Source organism: Paenibacillus sp. 11B (genome assembly GCF_030487755.1).
Classification (GTDB): Bacteria; Bacillota; Bacilli; order Paenibacillales; family Paenibacillaceae; genus Paenibacillus; species Paenibacillus vandeheii.
In genome coordinates, this window is the sequence record NZ_JAUKNS010000001.1 from 1,428,802 (window position 1) to 1,455,102 (window position 26,301).

The 26,301-nt window shown below is 47.0% G+C and carries 22 protein-coding genes and 1 pseudogene; 7 read left to right on the forward strand and 16 right to left on the reverse strand.

Features of this window, described 5'->3' with window-relative positions; all coding sequences use genetic code 11:
- Positions 1–123: 123 nt before the first annotated feature.
- The 3 genes from Q0V21_RS06370 to Q0V21_RS06380 all read right to left on the reverse strand — a co-directional run bounded on the left by Q0V21_RS06370 (position 124) and on the right by Q0V21_RS06380 (position 2,437).
- Positions 124–993 (reverse strand): alpha/beta fold hydrolase, encoded by an 870-nt coding sequence (locus tag Q0V21_RS06370; RefSeq protein WP_079349721.1) that lies wholly within the window; start codon positions 991–993, stop codon positions 124–126.
- Between the two features lie 195 nt (positions 994–1,188).
- Positions 1,189–1,851, reverse strand: a complete 663-nt coding sequence (rnhA, locus tag Q0V21_RS06375) for a ribonuclease H (protein WP_079349722.1) — start codon at positions 1,849–1,851, stop codon at positions 1,189–1,191.
- 76 nt (positions 1,852–1,927) lie between these two features.
- Complete coding sequence (locus tag Q0V21_RS06380) at positions 1,928–2,437, reverse strand: HEAT repeat domain-containing protein (protein ID WP_079349723.1); 510 nt, start codon at positions 2,435–2,437, stop codon at positions 1,928–1,930.
- 213 nt (positions 2,438–2,650) lie between these two features.
- Here Q0V21_RS06380 and Q0V21_RS06385 point away from each other — a divergent pair, with 213 nt between their 5' ends.
- A complete protein-coding gene (locus Q0V21_RS06385; RefSeq protein ID WP_079349724.1) occupies positions 2,651–3,217 on the forward strand; it encodes a DUF421 domain-containing protein in 567 nt (188 codons plus the stop codon).
- A 543-nt stretch (positions 3,218–3,760) separates the two neighbouring features.
- Here Q0V21_RS06385 and sigK read toward each other — a convergent pair.
- The 9 genes from sigK to Q0V21_RS06430 all read right to left on the reverse strand — a co-directional run bounded on the left by sigK (position 3,761) and on the right by Q0V21_RS06430 (position 12,373).
- Positions 3,761–4,462 carry an RNA polymerase sporulation sigma factor SigK gene (sigK, locus tag Q0V21_RS06390; protein ID WP_024628561.1) on the reverse strand — a complete coding sequence of 234 codons (702 nt, stop codon included), beginning with the start codon at positions 4,460–4,462 and terminating at the stop codon, positions 3,761–3,763.
- A 129-nt stretch (positions 4,463–4,591) separates the two neighbouring features.
- Positions 4,592–4,771, reverse strand: coding sequence for a hypothetical protein (locus Q0V21_RS06395; RefSeq protein ID WP_301878083.1), 180 nt, complete (start codon positions 4,769–4,771; stop codon positions 4,592–4,594).
- A 605-nt stretch (positions 4,772–5,376) separates the two neighbouring features.
- Positions 5,377–6,321: an alpha/beta hydrolase gene (locus Q0V21_RS06400; RefSeq protein WP_301878084.1), complete on the reverse strand. Its 945-nt coding sequence runs from the start codon at positions 6,319–6,321 to the stop codon at positions 5,377–5,379.
- Between the two features lie 395 nt (positions 6,322–6,716).
- Positions 6,717–7,967 (reverse strand): MFS transporter, encoded by a 1,251-nt coding sequence (locus tag Q0V21_RS06405; protein WP_301878085.1) that lies wholly within the window; start codon positions 7,965–7,967, stop codon positions 6,717–6,719.
- A 25-nt stretch (positions 7,968–7,992) separates the two neighbouring features.
- Complete coding sequence (locus Q0V21_RS06410; RefSeq protein WP_301878087.1) at positions 7,993–8,916, reverse strand: ADP-ribosylglycohydrolase family protein; 924 nt, start codon at positions 8,914–8,916, stop codon at positions 7,993–7,995.
- A 226-nt stretch (positions 8,917–9,142) separates the two neighbouring features.
- Entirely contained in the window at positions 9,143–9,589 is a 447-nt protein-coding gene (locus tag Q0V21_RS06415; protein WP_301878088.1) for a GNAT family N-acetyltransferase, read from the reverse strand.
- Between the two features lie 113 nt (positions 9,590–9,702).
- Positions 9,703–10,593, reverse strand: a complete 891-nt coding sequence (locus tag Q0V21_RS06420; RefSeq protein ID WP_079351211.1) for a hypothetical protein — start codon at positions 10,591–10,593, stop codon at positions 9,703–9,705.
- A gap of 141 nt (positions 10,594–10,734) precedes the next feature.
- On the reverse strand, positions 10,735–11,388 hold the full coding sequence (locus Q0V21_RS06425) for a YkyA family protein (protein ID WP_301878089.1): 654 nt from the start codon (positions 11,386–11,388) through the stop codon (positions 10,735–10,737).
- An 82-nt stretch (positions 11,389–11,470) separates the two neighbouring features.
- Positions 11,471–12,373 (reverse strand): polysaccharide deacetylase family protein, encoded by a 903-nt coding sequence (locus tag Q0V21_RS06430; RefSeq protein WP_301878090.1) that lies wholly within the window; start codon positions 12,371–12,373, stop codon positions 11,471–11,473.
- Positions 12,374–12,602: 229 nt separating this feature from the next.
- Between Q0V21_RS06430 and Q0V21_RS06435 the strand changes: the two genes are divergently transcribed.
- Together Q0V21_RS06435 and Q0V21_RS06440 are read left to right on the forward strand one after the other, a co-directional pair.
- A complete protein-coding gene (locus tag Q0V21_RS06435; protein WP_301878091.1) occupies positions 12,603–13,547 on the forward strand; it encodes a DMT family transporter in 945 nt (314 codons plus the stop codon).
- A gap of 107 nt (positions 13,548–13,654) precedes the next feature.
- Positions 13,655–14,500 carry a sulfurtransferase gene (locus Q0V21_RS06440; RefSeq protein WP_301878092.1) on the forward strand — a complete coding sequence of 282 codons (846 nt, stop codon included), beginning with the start codon at positions 13,655–13,657 and terminating at the stop codon, positions 14,498–14,500.
- Positions 14,501–14,601: 101 nt separating this feature from the next.
- Here Q0V21_RS06440 and Q0V21_RS06445 read toward each other — a convergent pair whose 3' ends face one another.
- On the reverse strand, positions 14,602–15,552 hold the full coding sequence (locus tag Q0V21_RS06445) for a DUF5050 domain-containing protein (protein WP_079351207.1): 951 nt from the start codon (positions 15,550–15,552) through the stop codon (positions 14,602–14,604).
- A gap of 301 nt (positions 15,553–15,853) precedes the next feature.
- On the opposite strand from Q0V21_RS06445, the gene Q0V21_RS06450 reads away from it, so the two are divergent.
- On the forward strand, positions 15,854–16,114 hold the full coding sequence (locus tag Q0V21_RS06450) for a sulfurtransferase (protein WP_079351206.1): 261 nt from the start codon (positions 15,854–15,856) through the stop codon (positions 16,112–16,114).
- Between the two features lie 89 nt (positions 16,115–16,203).
- On the opposite strand, the gene Q0V21_RS06455 is transcribed toward Q0V21_RS06450, so the two are convergent.
- Together Q0V21_RS06455 and Q0V21_RS06460 are read right to left on the reverse strand one after the other, a co-directional pair.
- On the reverse strand, positions 16,204–17,244 hold the full coding sequence (locus Q0V21_RS06455) for an NAD(P)/FAD-dependent oxidoreductase (RefSeq protein WP_301878093.1): 1,041 nt from the start codon (positions 17,242–17,244) through the stop codon (positions 16,204–16,206).
- Between the two features lie 112 nt (positions 17,245–17,356).
- On the reverse strand, positions 17,357–19,543 hold the full coding sequence (locus tag Q0V21_RS06460) for a TniB family NTP-binding protein (RefSeq protein WP_301878094.1): 2,187 nt from the start codon (positions 19,541–19,543) through the stop codon (positions 17,357–17,359).
- A gap of 609 nt (positions 19,544–20,152) precedes the next feature.
- On the opposite strand from Q0V21_RS06460, the pseudogene Q0V21_RS06465 reads away from it, so the two are divergent.
- From Q0V21_RS06465 to Q0V21_RS06475, 3 genes and pseudogenes are all read left to right on the forward strand, one after another.
- Positions 20,153–20,513: pseudogene (locus Q0V21_RS06465) on the forward strand (winged helix-turn-helix transcriptional regulator).
- A gap of 45 nt (positions 20,514–20,558) precedes the next feature.
- The gene (locus Q0V21_RS06470) at positions 20,559–21,278 is read left to right on the forward strand and encodes an SDR family NAD(P)-dependent oxidoreductase (protein ID WP_079351203.1); all 720 of its coding nucleotides are present in this window, start codon (positions 20,559–20,561) and stop codon (positions 21,276–21,278) included.
- A 296-nt stretch (positions 21,279–21,574) separates the two neighbouring features.
- The gene (locus tag Q0V21_RS06475; protein WP_301878095.1) at positions 21,575–22,438 is read left to right on the forward strand and encodes a type II CAAX endopeptidase family protein; all 864 of its coding nucleotides are present in this window, start codon (positions 21,575–21,577) and stop codon (positions 22,436–22,438) included.
- 381 nt (positions 22,439–22,819) lie between these two features.
- On the opposite strand, the gene nagZ is transcribed toward Q0V21_RS06475, so the two are convergent.
- Positions 22,820–26,299 carry a beta-N-acetylhexosaminidase gene (gene nagZ / locus Q0V21_RS06480; protein WP_301878096.1) on the reverse strand — a complete coding sequence of 1,160 codons (3,480 nt, stop codon included), beginning with the start codon at positions 26,297–26,299 and terminating at the stop codon, positions 22,820–22,822.
- Positions 26,300–26,301: the final 2 nt, after the last annotated feature.

Here is a 26,301-nt window from a genome sequence, read left to right on the forward strand (position 1 = left end):
AGACTTGCCGCATGTTGCATCATTCGGTTCCAACAGACAGGCGTTTCATCGCCAACCATCTATATAAACCAAATGATGCAATTTGAATCACATTCATGCGGAAATATTGAAAAATTTCTAAATTTAATAATTCTTCTGTAAAAATTGCTGAATTTCCTGGTTCATCTGGATTAACACATCTTGAGATGGAAAATGACCTGTATCGTATTTGACTGCTTTGACATTCGGAATAATCTTCTCAGCTCTTTCAATGACCTTATCTGCCGGGAAAAAGACATCCTTCTCTCCCACCAGCAGTAGTGTTGGCGATGTATAATTCACCAGTTCCTCCTGCTCTGTAAGCTTCGGCATATCCTGCTCCAGACTGACGTATTTGAAGATTTTCCCGATAATATTTTTATCTATTTCTTTCATACAGCTGCATGACATGATATCCGCGATCTTTTGCAAAGAAGTAGGAGAAGAAGTCATTCTGTACGTGACGAGTGGCAGCACGATATCCTGAGCCATTTTAATTTTGGATCCCATGGCCAAGCCAGCGGGTGCTACCAGAACAGAACATGCAATTCGGTCCGGAATGTAGGTTGCCAATCTTAGGATAATTCCGCCTCCAAAGGAAGGTCCGATAAACGCACTTTTTTCGATCTTGTAGTGGTCCAGCAAATCAGAAATCCACAAAGCCAAACTATCAAACCTTGCCGAAATTCGTGTTTCTTCACTGTAGCCTGGATGACCGATCGTATCCGGCGCGATGATCCGGTATTCTTTGAATAGGGAAGAGAACCATGACAACGTCATCGGATTCACACAATTTCCGCCCTGGAGAATAAATAACGGCTTACCGTCTTCTGGACCTGTTAATAAAACATGCGTTTGTCCAAAACGTGTCTCGACGTACTCTCGTGTAAAACCATCGCCCAATTGCTCAACATACGCTTCGTATTCCTCAAGTATGCTGCTCTTGCCTTCTTCACTTCTATAAATGGAACTCATGTCTGCCTCCTGCAAAGTATACTCTTTTAACAATCTATGGATTTCATGGTCCATAAATATAAAAGAGCCCGCTGATGACAGGCTCCTTCATATGTGTAACTTATCATAATGAACTGATTATAGAATGGAAACTGGAAATTGTAAACATCGTTTCTCATAGAAAATTAATAATACAGAAATTGTAGAGAAATTGGGCTATTTTCGGCCGTAATCTGCCTTGATTTCGCCCCACTGCTTGGTCTGCCATTTTAGCACTTTATTGCTGTACGTATTCGTTCGGAGCCACTGCTCTGCACGGTCAATCATCAGCCAAATCTCTTCCGTGGAAGCATCCCTTGCGAGTGTCGTGGACACCGCTTTTTGCTTTAACCATTTCATCGCATTGACGGAGTCTGTATAGACTGTCTTGGTGCTTCCCTCTTTTTTGAGATACGCCAAGGCATGTACGATGGCCAGAAATTCACCAAGATTGTTTGTTCCCTTCGCAATGGGACCAACCGAGAAAATGATCTCACCCGTGCGGGTATCCACACCTTTGTATTCTACCGGACCTGGGTTCCCGCGCGTACCCACATCCACCGAGATGCTGTCATAGTCGATTTCTGCAGAGGTCTCCATGCCTGCGCTTCTTCCGCTACTGCCAGACTTCGTCTTCGAAGCACTGCCTGATCCGCTTGCTCCCGTACCCCAGTTTCCTTTCCATCCTGCACGATATGCCTCTTCGGCAGCAGCTTTCGATTCATACGATTTATATTTTGCTCCGGTAAAATGATCTGTCTGTGCCTTGCATTCTGCCCAGGTGCTGTATACGCCAGGCTGCTTACCTGCCCAGACGACATAGTATTTCTGTTTTGCCAATATGACCCGCTCCTTCATCTGCTGCATTCAATTCCTTATTGTAAACGATAGGGAGGTGAGATTGAAAGGAGTGGATTCATCTTGTTCCTACAGCAGATTCCCTCCATTTCTTCAACATGTCCAATGCAACTTCCAAAAGCTTGCTTTGGTTATTTGAGATTTGGAACTCAATTCGTTGTTGACACCTAAGGTTTTGTGATTCCGATAACCTATCCATCGTTTGCTCCAGCAGCATGAATGACTGCGCACTCACTTCCAGACTGGAATCACCGATAAATGGAATAATGTTCTCTATATGTACTATATAATTCAGGTTTTCAAGAGCGGACAGCAACGTGCCTCTGCTTCCTGATGTCTTGGGGTCTGTGATGATTTCAATTAAAGGTTCGACTGCTCGATCATCTCCAATGTCAGATAAAGCGATCGCGATTTCGTTGCGAAGGTCTTTGTTTTCCGTAGATTTCAGTAGATCAATCAGGGAAGACAATTGTGATGTATCCTTTTTTTGACCAATCGTTGCTACTTGCTTCATTGCTCCTTCAATATCTCCTTGAGAAAGGTGTTTTTGTATTAGGTTCGTATACATTGTACGCTGTATCACTCCTCATTTTGCTAGAAAAAAGCTCTCCATCATAATATCGGTCATTTCCTTATTTTAGGATGTAGTATAATGGTCCTTATAATATCAGGACTATTTTCCTTATCTATATCTCTTGTCCTAATCAATTGTATATTTCAACCAAATCAAGAACAGGCTAAGAAATAAACAGATGATTTGGTGCAGAAAGGAATACAACCAATGGACTGGATCTGGAAATCCATCTTACTTGTACTGATTGGCATGATTTTACTGCGGATTGCTGGACGCAAATCAATCACGCAGATGAGTGTCGCTACCACCGTTATCATTATCTCGATCGGGACCACGATTGTGCAGCCTATCGCGAACCATGAGCTTGGCAAAGCAATCGGGTCAGCTGCGGTATTTATCCTCATGCTCCTGATCGTTGAACAATTGCAATTGAAGTTTAATTGGTTTGAAAAACTGATGAGTGGGAAATCGAAGGTTGTCGTGGAGGACGGGAAGTTAAATCTGCCGAATTTGAAACGCATGCGCTTTTCGGTAGATCAATTGGAGATGCAGTTGCGGGAAAAAGGAATTACAAGTATTGCCGATCTGGAAACGGCCACGATGGAACCAAACGGGCAGCTCGGATACGTGCTCAAACGACACGCACGCCCGGTGACCATAGGCGATTTGGAAGCACTTTTAAAGCAGGGTACATGGCCTACGGAATCCAAAGAACTGTTCCAGGAGGTCATCCAGGATGGACACTCACGTCCAATTGACTCCAAGATACAGTAAATGAAATAGTTGAGAGAAATCGAATTATACCTGACATTGTCATCCCTCCCCCGGCCCGTGAGGAGCAAAGCAGCATCGACGAAACAGCAGAAGACATTGCATTCCAGCGTAAATATCTGCAAATGGAGTCATCGAAGGCATTTCTCACGTTCTCGGCAGCATTTGGGTCAAGCGGAGGTGTATCCATCAACGGCGATTTAATTACATGTCCGAGCCTCGTCATCAAAGCCGTAGAATCCGATGATGAGGAGCGAAGAGGTCAATTGACTGCCAGAACAGCTTGGCGCTGAATATGCAGGGCTGTGGGACACGACCCATACCGGATTGCTCGTCGGCCAGCGGTATATGGAAGTAGTCGAGCGAATCCTTCATTGGCTGAAGCTTAACTTCGAAAAGCAATACTGATAAATATGCGTTTAGCTGGTCTTTAGCCAAAGAAGCTTCCCTTGGACGAGATTGTCCAGGAAAGCTTCTTATTTTTTTATTGGCTCTATTGTGGAATAAAGCTGGATACATTTCCGGGTTAATGAGAGTTCTAGATTTCTAACTCTTTTGCTTATAAAATTCATGGTACAGCTTCATTAGCGCCCTCTTCTCAATCCGTGAAACATAGGAGCGTGAGATGCCAAGTTCCTTGGCTATCTCGCGTTGGGTGCGCTCTTCCCCGCCTGCCTCAAGGCCAAATCGGCCGATAACAACTTCCTTCTCCCGATCATCCAAGATGTCGAGATTGCGGTAAATCTTACTTTTTTCAATCTTGAGTTGCACCTTATCTACAACGTCGTCGGCTTCTGTTCCGAGAATATCGATTAATGTAATTTCATTGCCCTCTTTGTCCGTTCCGATTGGATCATGTAGAGATACGTCTTTGCGTGTTTTCTTCAGGGAACGCAAATGCATAAGTATTTCGTTTTCAATACAGCGGGCAGCAAACGTAGCGAGTTTGGTCCCTTTGCCTTGTTGAAAACTTTCGATCGCCTTAATCAAACCAATCGTTCCAATCGAAATCAAATCTTCCTGGTCTTCGCCAGTATTGTCAAATTTCTTGACGATATGCGCGACGAGGCGCAGATTGTGTTCGATAAGCAAATTACGTGAATGTGCGTTGCCTTCAGCCATAAGGCGTAAATGTTTGGCTTCATCATCCTCAGCCAGTGGCTGGGGAAATGCATTATTTTTGACATACGAGACGAGTAACGTTAACTCTTTGATGAAAAGGGCAATTGCGGTAAACAATCCGGGCACAGATGACACCTCCTGCAGTTTTACAACGATCTGGCCTGAGCACATGTGGGAACAGGGTCGATTTATTGTATGTAGGCGTGTGCCCAGAAGTGCACGTACACTTGAAAAAGGGAAGTTATTCGCGAAGATTTATACACTCACTGAAACGATGGAGCCCACTTTCTGAAGGATGAGGAATTCTTTCTCGACACTTTCGATAAAATATTTTTTCTCTCCGAATATAACAACATCATTCTCGACTAATTGAACATCACTTTTGAAATAGATAAAATTGTCCGTTTCTCTGAACGCACCTTTGTAGTAAAACATGTCATCGACTCCCTCTTAGAGATAACCTATATAAAACAATCAACAAACGCTTATAACATGAACACTCGCCTATACGACCGAATACTCAATTGTTGAAGAGAAAGAACTGGAGCGTGTCTTCAAACTCTGGCATGCCACTTAACCAATGCTCTTGCTTATCGTCCGTTTCATGGCCCCCCGCAGCTCCTCGCAGCTCCTTGCCCTGAACCGAGGCTTGTGGGTTTGCGTGCTCTTTTTCTAGGCTAAGGAACTGAGGACGCCTTATTTGGACAATAAGCCCTCTCTTTCAAACGTAAGGAACACCAGACACGTTATTTCCTGAAATTCTCTAAAAAAACGCTACAAACGGCCTCAAATTGCGAAATAACGTGTCTCAGGTTCCTTAACCTGCTGCAGGCGCTTCAAACCCTTAGATAACGTGTCTCAGATTCGGTAGCGCTCAACCCTTTGTGAAAATATCAGTCTATTATAAATGTTAGCAGCATTAGAGCCCATCATTCGAGGATGGGAGAACCAAGTTGATGGCTTAACTCACGTGCCAAAAGCCTCAGCTCTGTATATACAGAACTGAGGCTGACAGTCATTTACTGCATGAAGGCTGGTAATTACTTAAAGATGCGTTGAGAAAACTGGTACAACCCGCTGTTCCAGACAGACGGTTCGTGTCCGCCTACATCCAGATACCAGGTGTGTGGAATGTTCATGCTGCTCAAGCCGTTTTTGAAGTTCTGGCTGACCCATAACAGACCATCACTCGATCCACAGGATAACCACAGCAATTTAAGTTGGCTTGCGACTTGTCCCGGATTGGAAACCAGTTCGGAAACCGACTTTGTATTTGGAGCTGCCGAGAAGGCGCCCACCCAGGCGAAAGTATTCAGATTCTTCAACCCAAAATTGAGGGATTGTCCACCACCCATGGACAGACCGGCCAACGCACGACTATTGCGGTCTTTGTACACTGGATAATTGGCTTCGATATGAGGAATCAGATCCTTGAGCAAGTCTTGTTCAAATCTTTCAAATGCAGCCACTTTATCCGGGGCATAAATGTCACCGATCGGGCGATCATCCTTCATGGCGCGGCCATTCGGGAAGACTACGATCATGTCTGACAGCTTGCCTTCGGAATACAGGTTGTCCAGAATATTCTTCGGTTTCATGGCGTTAACCCACTCATACTCATCCCCGCCAATGCCATGCAAAAGATACAGAACGTTATACTTTTTATTCGGAGAATATCCTGGCGGTGTATACACCATTGCTTTGCGTGCATTGCCAACCGTTGTGGAATAATATGAGATCAGATTCATATTTCCGTGTGGGATGTTGTTGCGGTATGAATCATAACCGGGCGGTGCGGGTATCACCGCACTTGCAGCCAAGCTATTTTCATTTTCGTAGTTCGAGACACTCGTAGTTCCACTTCCAATTTCCTGCAGAGCGGCGGCGGACACACCTTCCTTCGATTCAGTGGCGAAAGCCATCGTTGGCACAAAAAATGCAGCAGCTATTGAAAGATTTAAAATGACAGACAAGCGTTTTTTCATATCATCACTTCTCCTGTTCCAACTTAAATTTTGGTATGTGTGAACAAACTTAAAGCAGGCCTTTCATAGGACCTATATTTTGAAAGCCCTTACATAAATAACGTGAACTTCACCCCCTTTCCGTATATATTGGTCTGTTCCCTTAACTGCCTCTTGAACAAAAATGAGAACATGAATTTTTATTTCCCAATCAATTCCATTATACCGCATTAAATAACTTATAAAGTATCTAAATACTTAAATTTCCATTGTATTTCCTTTAAAAAGTATATCTCTTTTCGAGGTTATTCTAAAAAACTGAAAGTGGAGAACGGAAACAGGAGTATGTGTGAAACCAAATAAAAGCCTCAACTCTCCGTGTTCAGCAGGAGAATTGAAGCTTTCTGACTGTCTTTTCAGTTTACCGGCGCTGCCTCAGCGACCTCTACGATTTCTGGCAAGCGTGTTTTGCGTTCCATTGTCACACTAATGAGTAGTCCCAGCAATCCAAGTGCCGCAATAACTGCTGCATATAACGGTACCGAGATTAGCCCCGTATGCGTAATTGCAAACCCGCCCAAATAGGCACCGCCTGCGTTCCCCAGATTAAAGGCCGAGTGACTCGACGTTGTCGCCAGCAGTGGTGCTTCACGGGTCATATTCATAATTCGAATTTGCAGCCCTGGCATAATACCAAAAGCCGCAACGCCCCAACAAAATATGGTGATTACCGCCAGATACGGATTGTCCAGCGTCAGCGTTAATGCTGCTAACAGAACTGCCAGTATACCGAAGTTAACCATCAGGGAAGGCATCAGCTTCCAGTCCGCCAGACGGCCCCCAAGCATATTGCCCAAAGTAACCCCGACACCGAACAGCACCAGAATCCAGGTCACGCTTTGCTCAGCAAAACCACTAATATCGACTAGCATCGGTGTAATATAGGTGAACACAGCGAACAGACTTCCACAACCCAGCGCACCAATAAGTAGTATCAATAACACCTGTGGTCGAACCAGATTCCGGAATTGCTGGCCCAGATTTGCTGGGGGTCCCTGCTGGATCACCGGAATGAAACGAATGATGCCAATCAATGAGATGATACCTAGAATGGTAATGGCCCCAAACGATGAACGCCACCCGAGCTGCTGCCCGATAAATGTTCCAAAAGGCACACCAATAATGTTGGCAATCGTTAATCCAGCCAGTACAACGGATACCGCCCCTGCCCTTCTCTCCGGTGCAACCAGCCGTGTTGCCATCAGCGAGCCTACTCCCAGAAACGTACCATGGGCAAATGCCGTCAGAATACGTGCCGAGATAAGCAGCCCATAAGTTGGAGCAATAACAGACAACGCGTTACCGATGATAAAAATACACATCAGCAGCACCAGCAGTTTTTTCTGCGGAATCTTGTGGGTGAACACAGTTAGTATAGGCGCACCAACTGCCACGCCAAGCGCATAGCCCGTAATCAGTTGTCCAGCCTGCGGAATGCTCACATTCAAATCCGTTGCTACATTGGGCAGTAGCCCCATAATAATAAATTCCGTCATGCCAATAGCAAAAGCCCCTACCGTCAGGCATAAAAGGGATAAGGGAAACGCCCCTCGCTTAGCGGATTTCGAAACTCCCAATTCCGTATTAGATGATTCTGACTTACGCATATGATGTTCTCTTCTCCTGTCTCTTCTATCTTGTTTCCGCCTTTGACCACAATGCCTCCGTAAATTCAATCAGCGTATCTCGCATGGCCAGCTTCTCTTGCCAGTGTGCCGGGATACCGCTCAATCCATAATAGGCTCCGGCAATTTGCCCATACACCGCTCCCGTGGTGTCCGCATCATCACCCAGATTCACTGCCAGAAGCGCACCTTCCTCGAAGGTCGAGGATTGGTGGAATGCCCATAACGCTGCTTCAAGTGAACGAACAACATAACCGCTCCCCTGAATTTCAGGCGGTGCTTTATGGCGGTATGATCCTTGGACAACTTCTTCAATCGCGGGTGAAAAAGATTTCTCGTCCCTCCACTGGCGACAGGTTTGAGGCTGCAGCATGACGTCCTTGTCCGCTCCGCGCAGTCCTGCAACCAATATCGCCGTCAGCACTTCGCATGCTTCCATACTTTCAACAGCGGCATGTGTCGTTTTGGAACTCAACCGAGCATACTGCACTGCCTGATCCGGCTCGTTGGCATAGGCCATGGCTACGGGTGCAAGCCTCATGATCGAACCATTGCCCGCGGTCATCGGGTCGGTTGAGCCACTATACGCTTCACCGGTTGCCGCAAACCGCTCAAGTGCATTGCGAGTAGCACCGCCAATATCAAAGCAGGTTCCCGTACTGCTCATATAACCGACCTGGTACCAATTCGTATATCTGCGCATCTGGTCCGCGGGATCGAAGCTCTCTTTTCTCACCAGGCTTTCGGCCAGACAGAGGGCCATCGACGTATCATCCGTCCATTGTCCCGGAACCAGATCAAATACACCTCCGCCCACAATATCGGTAACAGGCTCAAACGTGCCAGGACTGCTGAATTCCACTGTAGTTCCCAGTGCATCTCCCGCGGCAAGTCCAATGAAACAACCTTGGAAACGATCCTTTAGCAGCATCGTCGATCCCTCCTCTTCAATTCAACGACTCAAATAACTTCCTCCATTCTCCCACATGGCCTAATATGGCGTAAAGAAGTTTAATACGTAAGTCGATTGCAAATTTAACCTGACACAGAATAGGCCAAATGGGTTTGGCCCAGCAAACTGAATAGACATACGGCAAGAAAGCCGGGAGGGACGATGCCTATCGCATCGTTCCTCCCGACTCTTTTAAAAAGATGACCTATTGAAATGTTTTAATAAAATTTTTCTGATCCTTTGTAAATACATATCCACGATGTTCGTAAAATTGGTGAGCTGGGATTCGACTTGGATGTGACAGTAGTTTAATTCCGGAGTAACCGTTATTCTTTCCCCATTGCTCCAGAGACTCGATCAACAGGCTGCCTATACCCTGATTTCTAGCCTTCTCCTTCACAACAAAGCCCAAAATATTCAGTAGAGAGTCGGCAAAAAGCAACTCATATGGACTTCCATGGATGTAGCCAATGACTTCGTTATCCTGCTCACACACCAAAATCTTATCATTGGTTTTCGTTGTAATGACTTCAATCTTTGCCTTAACCCGCTGCTCGGAGAATGCTTGCAAATTCGGATTGAATTCCTGATTCAGCAAATAAATATCATGAACATCTGTTACCCGGATATCCCTTATTTTTCTTTCTCGCATTCAATAACCCCTCATTCGCCCCAGGATCTGATACAGCTGAATTAAATGGTAATTCATTTTTGCATCGATTGACAAGAAAAATACAATTGGGCGAGGAACTTATCCAAGCAAGCTTACTCGTTCATGATGGAATTAATGGAGGCATAAACCATTGGCATGAAGCCTTCTGATGGTTCGCCAACCGGTGCATGGATATGGAAAGCAAAGCCAGTACCATCCAGCTCTTTTACGATGAAATACTCTGTTTTCTTATTATTTTGAGACATCATGAACAATTTTGCCTCTTTCATGGGGCCATTGCTAAGCTTTTCCTCACTTAATTGCTCGACCGCTCCGGTTTCTGTCAGTTCTTTCTTCGCATCCACCTTCAGTTCATTCAGGTTATAATCCGAAGGCAGTTTTTCAATCTCTACCTCGTAATCCGGATCAATCTTCATGGTCAATTCATGATCTCCCGCATCAAATGTCATTGGTTCAAAGACATATAACGAGTATCCTTTGGCTTGAGCCAATGTAACCGGGCGCTTTTCGGTCATGCCTTCTACAGTCACTTCCAACTCAGACGTCTTTGGACGATCCGAGGTAACATTACCGCCTGCATTCGAACCGTTATTGTCATCATCGGACTTGACCTTGGCAATTTCCGTAAGCACCAATTGTTTGACCGTCGTGTCGCCTTCAATGGCCTTCTCTACATATTTGAATTGAACGGAATCTTCATCGTCAATGTCATCAAAAGACTTCTGCACATCCTCACCCACCTGGAAAGACATTGGTTCCTCATTCACACGAATTTCAACCGTGTGCGGGTCTGCCCATCCGGTCAAAATGCCTTCAGCTTCGATCACAGCACTTTCCTCAGGCTGCTTCCCTGGTGCCGTCGTCTGTTCTTCTGTATTATTCGCGGGCGGCTGAGCAGTAGGGCTACTGTTGCCGCAGGCCACAAGCGAGAATCCCATAACCAAAACAAGTAATGATGCACTAATATTCATAGTATTTCGCATATGAACACCTCCGTTAGCTTATACGCAATGATGCTTGTCCATGTTGCCTGACTTGTTAACTTGACAGCTTAGTATTACTTACACGGCTGACAAGACGCTCAATCATGCAAATGTTCAATAGCCCGTTGACACCATGAGTAATCAGCCGGCTTGCTCCATTTGCACAAGCTTTGCGTTGGCTCCGTTGAACGCTTTCGTCTGCTTGTTGAACTGTTGTCTTAACTCGGCCACTTTGGCATATTGGCTGTTCCGTTCCCGAATCGCACGTTTGATCTTGACCAGATTAGGCTCCACGCTGCCTCTCATCAATGAATATAATTGCTCGTCCGCATCAAGACTCTGTCTGTAGGAAGCAACAAACGCTGCAAACGAAGCAGCTCTTTGCTCATATTGATCCAATACCGTGTGAGCCTGAGCCAGGTTCTCTTCTTTTTCAAAGGATAACTCATCCAGCGAAGTTCGCAGTTCTTCCATCTGTTCTTTTGTCCTGCTCATTACCGCTTCAGCCTGTTCAAGCAGAGTTCTTCGCTCGGAAATATGTCCGTCCGCCTGATCCAGCAGAGCCTCCAGGTTACTGTTTCTATTCTTTCCTTTACTCAAAATCGATCCGTACAACTCCATGTCTTCCCGTTCATGACGGACAATCTCCTTCAAGCTCTGGTTCATCTCCTGATCGGTAAGAATCAGTTGATTGACTTGATTTGCCGCAGGAACCTGCGGCTGACCGCAAGCACTGACAAGCAGAGCCAGCAATATGCTGACCCCGGCCAGAGCTATCTTTTTTCTTCTAAGCACCTCGGAGTGCCTCCTCTCTTGCATCTATCGCTCGATGACTTATCGCTTATTTCAGTATTTATGCAAAATGCCTGCTTATTGCTTATAACCGGGTATCCCCGCTAAAATTAGCCACCCAATGGGCGCTCGGATCGTAGACCTCAAACTCATAGCCCCGATCTTCAAGAAGTTTTAAAATGAGCGGTAGTGCCTCTACGGTCTGTTCCCGCTCATGCATCAGGATCACTTCCTTATCCCGGTGCACACTGCTGCTGACACGTTCCACGATTTTGTCCGGCTGACCCGGTAAATTCCAATCGAGAGAATCGGTGGTCCAATCCCACATTTTGAATCCGGCCGCGGCAATGTCGCCCCTGAAGTCTTCTCCAATCTGTGGGCTGCTGCCATATGGAGCACGAATCAGGTGTGGTGTGAAGCCAATGAGGTCATGGACCATCTTCTGCTCCTTCTTGAACTCCTTCACAAAATTAGCGGAGTTTCCGCTCTTATACAATTTGTTATAGTTATGTGTCATGCTGTGAAGACCCGGATAACTGCCCTCTTTGAAAAGCCGCTCCACCGCTTCCTTGTGCTGATTTAACTGGCGCCCAATCATGAAAAAGGTTGCCTTTGCCTCATGCTGCTTCAAAATATCCAGCAATTGATCGGTATATTCACTTGGTCCATCATCAAACGTTATGTATGCCAGCTTGCGCACCTGACCCTGGAACCGCGCAGGCTCCTCTTTGGTCTCCGGAGTCATTTCAATCATGCCAAGCTTGGTTGGCTGTTCAATTGCAGCTACTGGAGGGGGTGCTACATAATCCTTGATCCAGTGCGTCATGCCAATGAATGCATATGTTAAACCGATAATGAGCAGTGCCAGAAGCACCAGTGCAGCACTCAGTCTCCCATACCGGATTCTTCTTCGTCCATGCGTCTTGGTTCGGCTTGTTCTATGCGGAATGCCGCCACTCTCTCCCGCTCTCTGTTGTTGAACTCTCACTTCCAGGCCACTTCCTTACTTTCATTTTTTCCCGATTATTGGTACATTATATCGTTTCATGTCTCTATATAGAAGATTAATAGAAAAATGGTCCTGGAGAATGACAGAATAGTTACAAGCCCGGTTACAATCTACTTATCTATTTCTTCTCTTATACTTTTCCTGCGGAGGCATTGTCCTGTATAATAAATTGATTTACGCCATTTGACTTCAAGAAGGAGCTACATCCATGACTAGCTTGAACCGTGCCGGCAGGTCGATCTTTCTGCTATTCTTTGTCGGCATTATTGCCATTTCATTTTCTTCCATCTTTGTACGTTGGTCCTCAGCCGATGTCGCCGTCATTGCGATGTACCGACTGTTCCTCACCAATCTGCTCATGCTGCCTTTTGTGTGGAAATTCCGGCATGAGATGATGCGTTTGAATTTCAGACAATGGGCTTTGCTGCTCGCATCCGGTGTCATGCTGGCCCTCCATTTCCTGCTCTGGATGGGATCGCTTCGGCTCACGAGTGTAGCCAGTTCAACGGTCATTCTTGCTTTGGAGCCTATATTGATTCTGGCCGGTTCCGTCTGGCTGTTCAAAGCCAAAATCAACCGTATGATGATCATCGGCATGGGCATCGCCCTGCTCGGATCAATCGCTATTGGTGCTGGAGATTTCCAGTTGGCAGGCACAGCGCTGCGAGGGGACATTCTTTCTTTGCTCGGGACAATTGCTGTGGCGGTACACATGCTGCTAGGACAGTTTTTGCGTGCTGGACTAAGTGCCTTCTCCTATAACTTCTGGGTATTTTTCGTAGCTGCCTGTACACTTGCGGTATATAATCTGGTTAATGGTCACCCGTTTGGCGGTTATGCGGCTTCCGAGTGGGGAATTTTCCTGCTGCTCGCCATCGTGCCAACGATATTTGGGCATTATCTCTTCAACTGGCTGCTTCAATATATGAATGCTACGACAGTATCGATGGGGGTACTGGGCGAACCTGTATTTTCCTCACTGCTGGCCTGGATGCTGCTAGGCGAATCTCTCAATGGGCTTCAGATGTCAGCCGGGGTTGTCATTATTTTCGGGGTATGGATCTTCATCCGGTATGGCAAAACCAAACCACAGCCCATTCCCTCAGATGCTCCTGTAGCTGGAAAAGGACCCGTCGAACCTACAGTGGTGTAACTTGCGTTTGTATTTGAATATTTGAAAAAAACAACTGGAACCTGTGAACCTGCATCACGCAGATTCCGGTTAAATCCATCCCATTACATATAAGGCGGTGTGTTTTCATGAAAAATATTGTATCCATGCGCTGGCTGCTCGCCAGAATGTACGAACCGGATGTCGTCATTGCCGATTGCCGATTCCTGCTTGGTCAACCCAATACCGGGAGAGAAGCTTATGAAGCGGGGCATATTCCAAGTGCAGTTTATCTGGATCTGGAAAAGGATCTGTCCGCTCCTGTATCTACCCACGGAGGCCGTCACCCGCTTCCAGATCCGGCTGTACTGGCAAATCGCCTCTCCAAAGCTGGCATCGGCTCGAATGCACGTATTATTGCCTACGATGATCAGGGCGGCATGAACGCCTCGCGGTTGTGGTGGTTACTACGTTATCTGGGACATGAACAGGTGTATGTTATGGACGAAGGGTTCTCTGCCTGGCAGAATGCCAAGTTTCCGGTAACCACGGATGTGCCGATTCAGATTCCAGCTTCATTTGAAGTGAATGTGCAGCCAGGACTGCTGGCAAGTGTGGAGGATGTACAGCAAGCGTCTACTGACGGCTCAGCTGTACTGATCGATTCTCGCGATGCTCGACGCTTCGCCGGTCTGGAGGAACCGATTGATGCCAAGGCTGGACATATTCCGGGCGCTCTGAACTATTTTTGGAAAGATGTGCTAGACTCGGAGGGACGCTGGACAGGTGCTGGGGCGTTGGAAGAACGTTTCAGCAAGCTGGACAAAGATGGCGCGATTATTGTGTATTGTGGTTCTGGCGTCTCTGCTTGCCCGAACGTGATTGCGCTGGAAGAAGCGGGATATTCGAACGTGAAGTTGTATTCCGGGAGCTGGAGCGACTGGATTAGTTATGAGGAGAATCCGGTGGCTACCGGAGAGAAATATAAAAAATAAGTAAAGTTAAGTACACAAAAAGCCCACGATCACCGTGGGCTTTTACTAGTCTCGAAATCTTTGTTGCGATGGTATATCTATTTTGAACCAGGGCAAATTATTTATTTTTTCACTTTCCCATCATATCCAAGCTTATATACAGTGCCTTCCTTAAAAGACAGGAATGCAAGACCATCCCCTACTTTTCCCAAAAATCGATCATTAGCATCTAAAGAAAGCAACTTATTCTTTTTACCTGTATATCGATTATAAACATACATATCACTCTTATTATAGCCATTTTTGTCTACCATATTACTTCTATAAAATAACTTATTATTTACATATGCTATAGGATAAATATAAGGATATGAAGCAAATGTTTTTTTTCTGGTTCCATTCTGATCTGCAAAGACACCTAGGTAACTATAGCCTCCATCCACCATCTCCGAGAAAAACAAAACGTCGCCAAAAAACGCGTATGTCGATACACCTTTTGAGGACAATGCCTTAGCACCTGTACCATCAGTCTTCATACGATAAAATTTGTCATTATCACGGTTTGTATAGTATATGTACCCGTTGTTTATCTCAAAACTATAAAAAGGAGATTTAGATAATATCGTCTGTTCGCTTGTGCCATCTATTCTCATTGAGCCGAAAGACAACGCATCGGGCATACTCTCGCGCTTTTCCTTTTTGACAAAATAAAGCATGTTCCCTAGAACATCAAAACTTGCAAAATCTGCATCTTTGTTTACATAAGTAAACGCTGAACCATCTTTCTTAATTTTAGCGATCTGATAAGTCCACTCGTCTCTCTCGTCTACAACCAGAAAATATATCCACTCTCCAACCAATTTTAAATTTGAAACTTCCTTAGGAAAAATAGATTTTGTTATGCTTTTATTGCCTGTGAATGTCGTAACATTAATACCAACCAATTTTCCATCGTCATTATAACCGTACCATACTAAAGAATTTCTAGAAGCTTCAGCCCCATATGCAGGTACAGGTACAACTCCAAACAATATAATCACACTTAACAACGCCAACATCCATTTTCTTCTCATCTTACGCTCCCTAAAATATGTATTTTTCTACAGTTGTTATTGTAAATTGTATTTACATATAACACAATCATTTCCCTCTCAATTCCAAGTTTGCTTTTCATTGTTTAGTATAAAAAATAGTTGCCTCCCCGTGGATGTGCCGGTCCAGTTTTCCATCTTCGTTCTTAGTGAACCTGCAACCACAGATGACGGCAAGTGTTGAGGATATAAAGCAGACTTCGGCGGAGTGGCAGCACCGTGTGGATAGCCCCCGCGACGCTCGACGCTTCGCCGATTTGTAGGAACTGCCAAGGCTGGACATATTCCAGGCGCACTGAATTATTTTTGGAAAGATATCTTGGATGCCGATGGACGCTGGACGGGTGTTGGAGGATTAGAGGAACGTTTCAGTAAGCTGGAAAAGGATGGCGCGATTATCGTGTATTGTGGTTCTGGCGTCTCTGCCTGCCCGAACGTGATTGCGCTGGAAGAAGCGGGATATTCGAACGTGAAGTTGTATTCCGGGAGCTGGAGTGACTGGATTAGTTATGAGGAGAATCCGGTGGCTACCGGAGAGAAATAACAGAATTAAGCAGATATGAAGTATGTAATATTTGTAGTATGGAGTACATCGATCATTTTGCGATGTACTCTTTTATTTTTCGTATGGTCCTAAAATCGGGAGATTCGACAAGGTTCTAATTCACTTCTAGATTCTCGTTCGATAATTTCACTTGCAGCCAAACGTGCAATCAGCGGAGCCAGCGTAATTGCAGAATGCATCACTGTCAGATAAAGTCCCTTTATGTGATCTTGGAAACCCACGATTGGATAGCCGTCTTCAGGCATAGGTCTCTGCCCGACCTTTATGCTTTCCAGTTCCAATTGATTTCCTCCCTTCAGACTGCGACGCAACGTGTCGAATGCCCGTTTACCAACAGCCTCTGGTCCGTTTTCCTCCGACTCGTCGATATAATCTTCCGCAGCCAGCAGTGTATAATCTGTCAGTTGACGCGCTTCAAATTGCGCATTCGAGATCAATGTATGGATCAGCTTATTCGTCGTTTTCATTCGAATCAGAATGGAGGGCGACGACGTTACCGGCACGGAACAACCTAACGGGTTGCAAAGTTCGGAGACACCTGTACCTGCGGCCAATACCACGACATCCGACTCCAGAAAACCTTTGGACGTATGGACGCCAACCAGGCGGGAATCTTCTTGCTGCAGTTGTGTAACGTTGGTACCGAACTGAACCTTTGCTCCGTACTCCTGCGCTTTGTTCAACAACAGCTCCGTTAACACTATAGGATCTACTGCACCTTCTTCGCTAACATACATCGCTTCATCCGGATATTCCTTCAGATTTGGCTCCAATGCTTCAAGCTGCTCACGATTTAATTTTTGAAAGTGGAGTTGCTCCCTTAGGGGCGGAGTGTCCCAAGTCAGCGCTCCATGCCAATGAATTTTCAATTCGGGTATCTCCTGCTGAAGCGCATGATATTCTTCCAAAGCTGCATCGTACAAATGCCAGTATTCGGGAGCCACTCTATGAGAAGTATGTATCCAGGCAAAAGATTTATCCGTGACTTCACATGCCGCCGCGGAGTGTCGTTCAATTAGGGTTACATCCTGGTTTCGTTTGGCCAGATGATAGGCCATGGACGCCCCGACAATCCCTGCGCCAATGATCACAATTTTTTGTTTAATCAATAATGACTCCTCCTTTTCACCATGTAACATAGGCGATATGATACTCAGACGTCATAACGATGTTGGCTGCAACTCCGCCAGAATCAGTGGGCCATTTCCTCCCAAAGGGAATTCATACAGGGCAGGAGCTTCCCCCGAGGGGAAGCTCCTGCTGAGTCGGAAGCATTGGAACCAGCCCAATATTACATCGCTTCGTCGCAATCCATTCCGTCCAAGCCTCCGTGAAGGCATAACCCAGATGCTGGAATGCCTGCCGTACATGGCGGTAGAAGGTCGCACGGCTCATATGTAAGGCTTCAGCCAACTGCGATTTGCGGAAGTTCCGCTGAAGGTAGCCATCCCTCAGAATGCGCTGCTCGAACTCCGTGAGCGGATACCGCGGTGTCACTTCTGTAAGCAGGCACAGAATTAGTTCCCTTGCCGACGTTGGCTCACAACCGGCCGCTTTCAGAGAGGGTAGGGCTTCCAAAAACGAGTCATCATACATATGCTGGACCATTTGCTTCATTTCACTCCAGGGAACGGCACGCAGCGCCCCCTCCACTCGTCCGCTATCGTGCAAGCTTTGTTGCAGCAATCGTTTGACCCATATCTCGAACGTGATTTGGCGAAAATCCAGCTCCCACAACGTTACCTGCTCTCCCCCGGTGCGTCTAGATGGCACGCGCTCATCTGGAATACTGCCTCCTCTGTCGAAGCCCAACTGCGAGAGGAGTGTGCCGAGTTGCGGGTCTGCCGCGGGGATGATCGCACGCAGGCCGTTTGCCGTATCAATGAGCCAGTTCTGGAACAGCATGGCCCCCAGCTCCTCCGGGCGATAATACGGCTGCTCCACATCCACCGCAGCCAGCAATACACATACTGTATCTCCATCACGTCTCGCATCATACCCGTTATCATCAGCTAGTTTGGGCATGAGTTCAGCCAAAGCTGGCGCATAACGTTCGATCAACGGCCATGTGCGTTCACTCAGCCACAAACCCGCACAGAACGCCAGCGGCATGCCGTCACCGTTGCGAATTAAGCGAAGTCCTTCGGGAGCAACGCGTGCAATATCGTCCAGCAATGCATGATGCTGCCCACTCTCCACCAGTTCCGACTGCCAATCGCCTCTGGCCAGCGAGGCCTCCAGATAGCGGTGCAGCAGGGGCAGTTCGTTCGGATTCAAGGATGCTTGTTGCTCATAATGCTGCTGACGTATGCCAGAAAAATCAGCATAGGCATGCACAGCAGGCAGTTGTTCCCGGTACAGCTCCAGCACATGCGCTGCGATCTGCATCTGTCCCAGCTTAGTTGCTGCTGGATATCTCTCCACCAGCAGTTCCAATACCCTGGAGCGCATGGATTGATACTGTCCCGGGTCACGCTTTTCGTAATCCTCGCGCAGCATACAGGAGACCAACTGGTGGAGACTCAAGCCGTCCGCTTCTCTTCGAACACAGGATAGTCTGCCGAGGTCCATATACTCCGAGGCTGTAAGCGGTTTTTCCAACAGCTGATTGAGGATCGTTTGATCAGCGGAAGGGAGAATGGACATCACCTGCAAAGCCTCTACCATCCAAGGCAAAGCCGCTTCCTTCAAAAACTCCGCGCTTAGTATGCCCGGAAGCTGTGACAACCGCGGTTCCCCGTCTTGCCGCCGAAGCATGTCGACAGTCAGTGCAAGCAGCAGCGGATGACCGCTTGTCCGGTACTCAAGCTCCCGTTGCACGGAAACAGGCAATCCGCTTGCCTGCACGTAATCAAACACCTCTTTGCGGGAGAACAACTCTAACTGGAAACTATCGATTCGTTGTCCCCATATCGGATTTGCCTGCCACGTCACGGGCAGACCAATCCGTGAAGCAAACACGAACAGACACTGTGCTCCAACCAGTCTTGGAAGGAAGCTGGACAGAAGCCAGCTTTCGATCCGTTCCAGATTTTCACAGTTATCAATCAGGAGCACCGTTCGCTGTCCCGTCAATTCCTCTATGACATGTGCAAGCTGGGGCATGTCTGCGCTGCGCATTCGGCCGTATTCCACCTCCAGGCTCATTTCCAGATGCGTCAAAAACGCCCCTGTCGTCTGCATGGAAATTCTTCCATCCATCCAGATGGTCCGCACATCAGCCGTTCTTGCCACATGGGCAAGCTCGGTCAGAAGCGTCGTTTTCCCAATACCTCCGATCCCGGAGACGGAAAAGATCCGTGAATCGGCCTCCGACAAGTTTAACCAGCTGGCGAAATCCTGCTTTTCCCGAGCGAATCCGATGATTCGCGCTGCATAATCATTTTGGTTAACCGATAGCGGGTACATGCTGCGTTTATACCTCTTTCTCTTAGAGTTGAGACTAAAATGAGACCACACGTTTTCTCTAGTATACTATACTATTTTATACACAAAGAGACTCTCAGAGGTTACTAACCTTCGTTCCAGGCTGGAATCCTACATACAAACATCGGGGATTGCAATGAACGCTTCAATTATTATCTACGCTCGCAGCCCTTACCTTCTCCAATATTGTGGAGCTACCGGGGACGCTGGACCGTAGGACCACTTTGGACATACTTTTTTTAAAATACCGCAGTGGTAATGAAGTAGATTTCTTAAATCAATAGATTCCCAACTTCACTCTGATACTTATGGATATAACGGATATACTCTTGTGCACTTTGGTTAATTTCTTCATCAGTAGCTTGAAATGAGGCACCAAACACTGCAAAATACGGTAACGCTACGGCGCCAACATGATTGATGCTGGCTTTGAATGGTGTGACTACCTCTCTACAGCCCGAAAAAAAGAAAATACACACCCGAAAGTAAGATGGTTACTTCAAAGTATGTATGGACTTCATCAGCGCTATTGTGAGAAAATGAATAGTTATACCACATTTACAAGATGTAACATGAACGAGGTGGTATGTCATGAAGCAATATAACCTGGGAATCGAAGCGACACTCGAAATTATTGGCGGCAAATGGAAAGCGCTAATCATTTGTTTATTAATGTCCGGCGTAAAAAGGACAGGAGAATTACAGCGCAGTATAGACGGTATCTCGCAAAAGGTCTCATCTAGCAATTACGCGAGCTTGAGAGGGACGGCCTTGTCAGAAGACATGTGTAACAACAGATGCCCCTAAAGTCGAATACAGTCTTACGGAGTATGGAGTTACCGCTAATAAGATTATGGATGTAATGTGTACATGGGGGCGGGAAAATATAGCATTAAGGCAACAACAAGGAAAAGAAATTATACTGGTGGAAAATAAAGAGCCTGCTTTTTGAGCGGGTACCCATAGACTGACACTTTAAAAAGAAGGAGCGATTTAATTGAAAACCTATCTCGTATTTGGTGCTAGCAAAGGATTAGGAGATGCATTTGTGAGAGGGGTGCCCGATCAAGGCGATAAAGTATGGGTAGTGTCTCGAACCGAACCTGATAATTTGAAGCTTAACGATGGTGTAGAACGAATATGGATACAGGCAGATCTGTCTGATCTCAATGCAGCCACACTTGTAGTCGATAAACTCCAGAACGAGGCACTGGATGTTCTCATTTACAATGTAGGCATTTGGGAAAAAGAGGGGTTTGAGGACCACTATACGTTCGATAAGGACACCCCTGCCGACATCAGTAATCTGATTCATGTGAATATAACATCCGCTATTGTTTGCATTCAGGCATTATTGCCCCATCTCAGACAATCCACAGCTGGCAAAATAATTCTGATCGGCTCAACTGCAGGTCTAAGCAATGCAAACAGTAGCCAGGTTTCTTTTGTAGCCTCCAAATTTGCCATTCGAGGGATTACGGAGGCCTTGAGAGAACATACAAGACACGACAGGATTGCGGTTACGTGTATTAACCCGGGGGAGCTTGCAGCGGAAGTTCCGTATAAAGATGGCATTGACCGCGCTCTTTCCGAATATAATGGTACACGCATCCCTCTTCAGGATATGGTTTCTATCGTAAAATGCATCGTCAGCCTGTCCAAAGCAGCCTGTGTAAAAGAGATCAACATTCCGGCGATCACGGATATGAACGCATAATCGAATCGAATTGCCAGCGCGATTATAAAAAATATGGCAGCCAGAGAAAAATAAACACACAAAGAGCGCGTTTGATACGTGCTCTTTGTGCTGTCAACAAGTTGTTGTGCGAATTTATACTGTTTAGGGATTGCCTCGGTTCACCTCATTTTTCAAACCTCGTTGCTATACTTTAGTCCTGTTCCTACTGGGCTAGAGTCTTGGTCAAAAACTGGGCTGGAGTTTGTTCTGATCAGGATATATCCACTGTTATACTGCAAAGCGACATACATATTTTGATTAAAGGAGCTATCACAATGAGAACAAATCTTAGCACCAACCCTAACACAGGTTCAGACGAGGAAAAGGCTCAGATTCAATCGGCCAGGCGGGGGCTGTATGTATACTTCGCCATGCTCATCCCGCTCTCCATCCTCAGTTATGTACTGATCACGAAAGCACCGATTTTTGGTCTGCTGCTTATGTGGACACCGGGCTTGTCCTCCATCTTCGCCCGTATCGTCCTACGTGAAGGCATCTCAGACATTTCCCTGCGGATTGGGGGGAAGCAGACATTGAAGTCGTTACCTTTCATCTTGCTGTTTCCAGTCGTCATTGGTTTGTTTGCTTATGGAATTGCCTGGATTACGGGACTGGTCCAGTACGTCACACCGGATTCATTCATTCAAGGCCCATCTGGCGTTATCCTTGCAGGAACGATACTTTTTCAGATGTTTGCGGGTACTGCAATTGGTGTGATCAGCAGTTCAGGAGAAGAGCTCGGCTGGAGGGGCTACATGCTCACTCGACTAATTAATGCCCGTGTACCTAAACCCGTGCTGACGAGCGGAATTATTTGGGGTGTATGGCATCTTCCTGTAATGCTTTTAGGAATTTATTATTCCGGTCCATATCCAGCCTTATCGGTTGTCCTGTTTATGATTTCAGTAACCTCTTTCAGCTATATGATCAGCCGATTGCGCTTAACAACGGGCAGCATATGGCCTGCGATTCTCCTTCATGCATGTTGGAATGCCGTGATTCAGGATGCCTTCGATATATCTTCCAGTGGCAAGAACGTTCTGCTATGGACTGGAGAATCGGGAATATTAGTGGCTCTCGCCTTGCTCATTTCAGCATGGGTGATGTCGAGAAAGCCACTTGTCATGAGACAGCTTTAAACAAATGCTATTGCTATAGGTAAGGATATATAAAACTTTTTTTAGAAGACGATGTTGTTGTATTTCAGTCTAGTTAGCCACTGGGTATAACCCAATGGCCCAATAACGTCTTTGAAACAGACGTGGGTGACGGAATTCAGAGCTAAGATGAAAACGGTTGCCTGGGGAAGAAAACCAAAGTCTAAAGATTGACCAAAAGCCCGCACAGTAGCGGGCTTTTGGGATTTCCCTCCTGGACCCTGTGATTTCAGGCTAGATCAGCGGGGGGTGTTTTGAGATTAAAGGTTGACAAGTGCATATGAGCTTTTGTGCTTTTGTGCTTTTGTGATTTTTGGATATATATATATTTCATTGCCCTGTTGAGCAGCTCATTACTGCATATCACGTTGAGTCTGTCATACATTCCACCAGCGCTTGCAGTGAATAATCGGAGGTTGAGCACAGCAATATGCTTCCAGCCGCTTGCGGCAGTACGGCGTCATCATAGGGATTGCGCAGCACCAGATTCAGCAGTGGTTTAACCGCAGCCAAGCCCTTGGACAGCGCCAGCTGACCTGTGAACAGATGAGCATTAAGGGTGCCCTGGATAACGACATCCGCATCAGCAGCTTGCTGTACCAGGAATTCTATCTCCTCCGCATCAGGCTTCATCGCACAGTAGCGTGTCTCCACAGCTATGCCTTTCGCCTTTAACAAGGAGGCCAGCCCAATCTCGGCAGACCCACTATTATCGGCTCGGGTCAGCTGCTCCTGCTGCGGCAAAATCAGTAAATATCTCAGTGAATCTTTGAGTGGATGCAAGCTGTCCGGGTCCCGGTTAACTTTTACAGTCATACGAGCCAGTTTCAGTGCCTCATCCGCCCACTGTTCTCTTGCAATCGGCTGTGCAGCCGCCTGGTACTGCTGGAATTGGGCATAAAGCTGCCGGATACGAAGAACCGACTCGTCGATTTGCGCCTCGTTGATGCGCCCATCCCGTACAGCGGCTAGAATACCTGCGATCACCTGACTCTGAAATTCTGGCGTATGACACATCAGGATCATATCGTTCCCTGCCTGAACGGCCAACACACCCACGTCTTCCGGGCTGAAATTTTTGCGAATTGCCCCCATTTCGATATCATCAGTGCAGATCACCCCCGCAAAGCCCAACTTCTTACGCAGCAGTTCCGTGGTAAAGAAAGGACTTAGGGAGGCTGGAAGTCCACCGGATTCCGGAATGTTGGGAAACACCAGATGCCCCATCATAATTGAATCCGCCCCGGCTTCAATCGCTTCAACAAAGGGAAGTAGCGGCCCCTCCATTAACTGCTCAAACGTGAGTTCACATTCAGGCAAAACAATATGCGAGTCTCCGCTCACTTGCCCGTGGCCGGGAAAATGCTTTGCCGTTACCGCCACACCTGCTTCATGCATTCCCTCTATATAGGCTCGACCGAACCGGGCTACCAACTGTGGGTCCTCTCCGAAGGAGCGAACACCCACAACCGGATTTTCTATATTCGTGTTCACATCCAGCACCGGTGCCCAGTTCATGGGAATACCCAGGGAGTGCAGCTCACTGCCGATGAGTTTACCGAGCAGCCGGGCGGCTTCCGGGTCTTCACTTAACCCAACTGCCCGGTTGCCAGGGATATAGGGAAAAAAGGACTTAAATTTGGACAAAGTGCCGCCCTCTTCATCTACCGAAACATAATAAGGCAAAGGGCTGCCGTTATCTTGGGCTATGTTCTTTACTTCTGCAAGCAGCGCATATGTCTGCTGCTCACTCTCAATATTATGGGGAAAGATGCCGATGCCCCCGAATCGGTGCTCTGTCATTCTGCCACGAAAATCTGGCTCGGCCCGAGTCGATGGAGTGCCTACTACGCACATCATGGCTACTTTGTCTTCCAGACTCATTGCTGTTAGTTCGAATGGTGTAGGAATTTTATTTAGACCTAGTTCTTGATAGAGCGTGCGCTCCAGATAATCATGCAGATAGAACCTGGATTTCACAAAATGCTCCGCCATATCAGAAGGCTGGTAACGCTCCAGCGCAGCCTTCATCCGAGGGAGGACACCATCACGTCCGCAACGGTTTCTCGTATAATTGTTATGAAGCGAGCGCCACTCCGCATCGTCGCCGGGATAGAGCTCCCAGCGGTAGGCATATTTGTGAATGGCCCGCGAACGATCTGTTGCCACCTCAAAATCATGCATGATCGCAATCAGTTCCGCTTCTTCCTTATGCTGTCGCACTTCGTCCATCAGCTTCCAGATCACATCATAATAATCCTCAACCCTGTAATTGCCGAGAAGACTGTGTCCGGTAACAGGATCAATGCCATGAAACCGTTCCAGAAAACGGTCGATGAAGGTAGCCGCATCCGCTTTGCGATTCCAGGCCAAATCCGCATGCAGCAGCATCGGGTACCAGGTGGTTTCAAAAATACCATACGGAACACCGAGGCTGAAAGGCCCCGTCCAGTTGGTCGCAACCACGCAGCCAAGATTCAGCTTGTCGGCCGTCTCTGCCCACTGAAGCAAGTTGTCTGTCCGGTTCAGCAGTACCGGATAATTCTGATGCTCAGCCCAGTCAAAGCTGCGGACTGCCGGCGCTCCCATAACTTCAATGCCGAACGACCTGAATTTATCCGCATGCGAAGTAACCTCCGCTTCGATATTGCGCCCGTTGTAGATCCAGATCATGGCGATACTTCGCTGATCCAGCTTAGCCAACTCCTCTGGCGGACATTTGTCCAGCATGTCATGCCAGAAAATCGGCTGTTTCCCCCGTTCTGACGTAAATGCAATCAGACGGTTCAAAAAGGCGATAAACGCTCGTTCCCGCACGCCTCCAAACTCGATTTTGCAGCGTTCGCATTCGCATAGGCTGTAGACCTCATCACAGCCGAGGTGGATATAACGTGAGTCCGGATGGGCATCAATCATCTCCCCGAGCAGCGTAGTAATCAACGCAAAGGTTTCCGGGTGGGACGGGCAGATCTCCCCGATGGACTGCTCTGTCTCGCGAAGATGCCGCCAACCTTCGTGACGCAATACATATTCCAGATGTCCAAAGCTCTGCTGGAGCGGAATAATCTCTATAAAATGCTCATGGGCGTTCCGCTTTAATTCTTCCAGCTGTGAAAGACTTAACGCATGCCGGGGATGTGTGAACTCGGGATAGGTCCTGAATGGAAATTTATCCTCGTATTCAATTAAAATCGCATTCGTCTTATAACGGGCGAATTCAGCCAAATACCCCGTCAGCAGTTCCGGCTTCGAGAACGTCTGACGCAGGTCGAAATTCATGGCCCGCAAAGGTGTATCCGGCCAGTCGGTTATGCACACCGCCGGGATGACACCATCCGGTCCGCGCAGCTGCACCAATGTCTGCAATCCGTAAAACAGACCCGCAGCATCCAGTGCGTACACCTCAGCCCTTCCGGTCGATACCTCCAGCTTATATCCTTGTGGATGTCCGTCCAGCCCGGACGGGTCTGTCTCGTCTTTTCCGATGAATGAACTAACATCAGAGATGATTAGACCTTTCGGTTGTGCTCCCATAGCTTCAGGAGCTTCATGAACTGTTTGAGCTTCTTGGACTTCTTGGACTTCATGAATTGCATAGGCTTCTTGAACCCCATGGACTTCCTGCTGCGTTTCCTGTCCTGAAAGACGTTCGATTACTAGCAAATAACCCTTTATTACCCTGGAGCATGTATATCCCATCCCCGGAAAATCCCGGCGGCAATGAATTTCCAATCTGGGATCATCCTGTTCCATGAAAAGGCTCAGCCTTTCCTCACCATTCAGACGTAAGGGACCTCCCTCGGTCGCTGCAATCTGCTTCGGTTGTGGTATTAAGCTCTGCATCG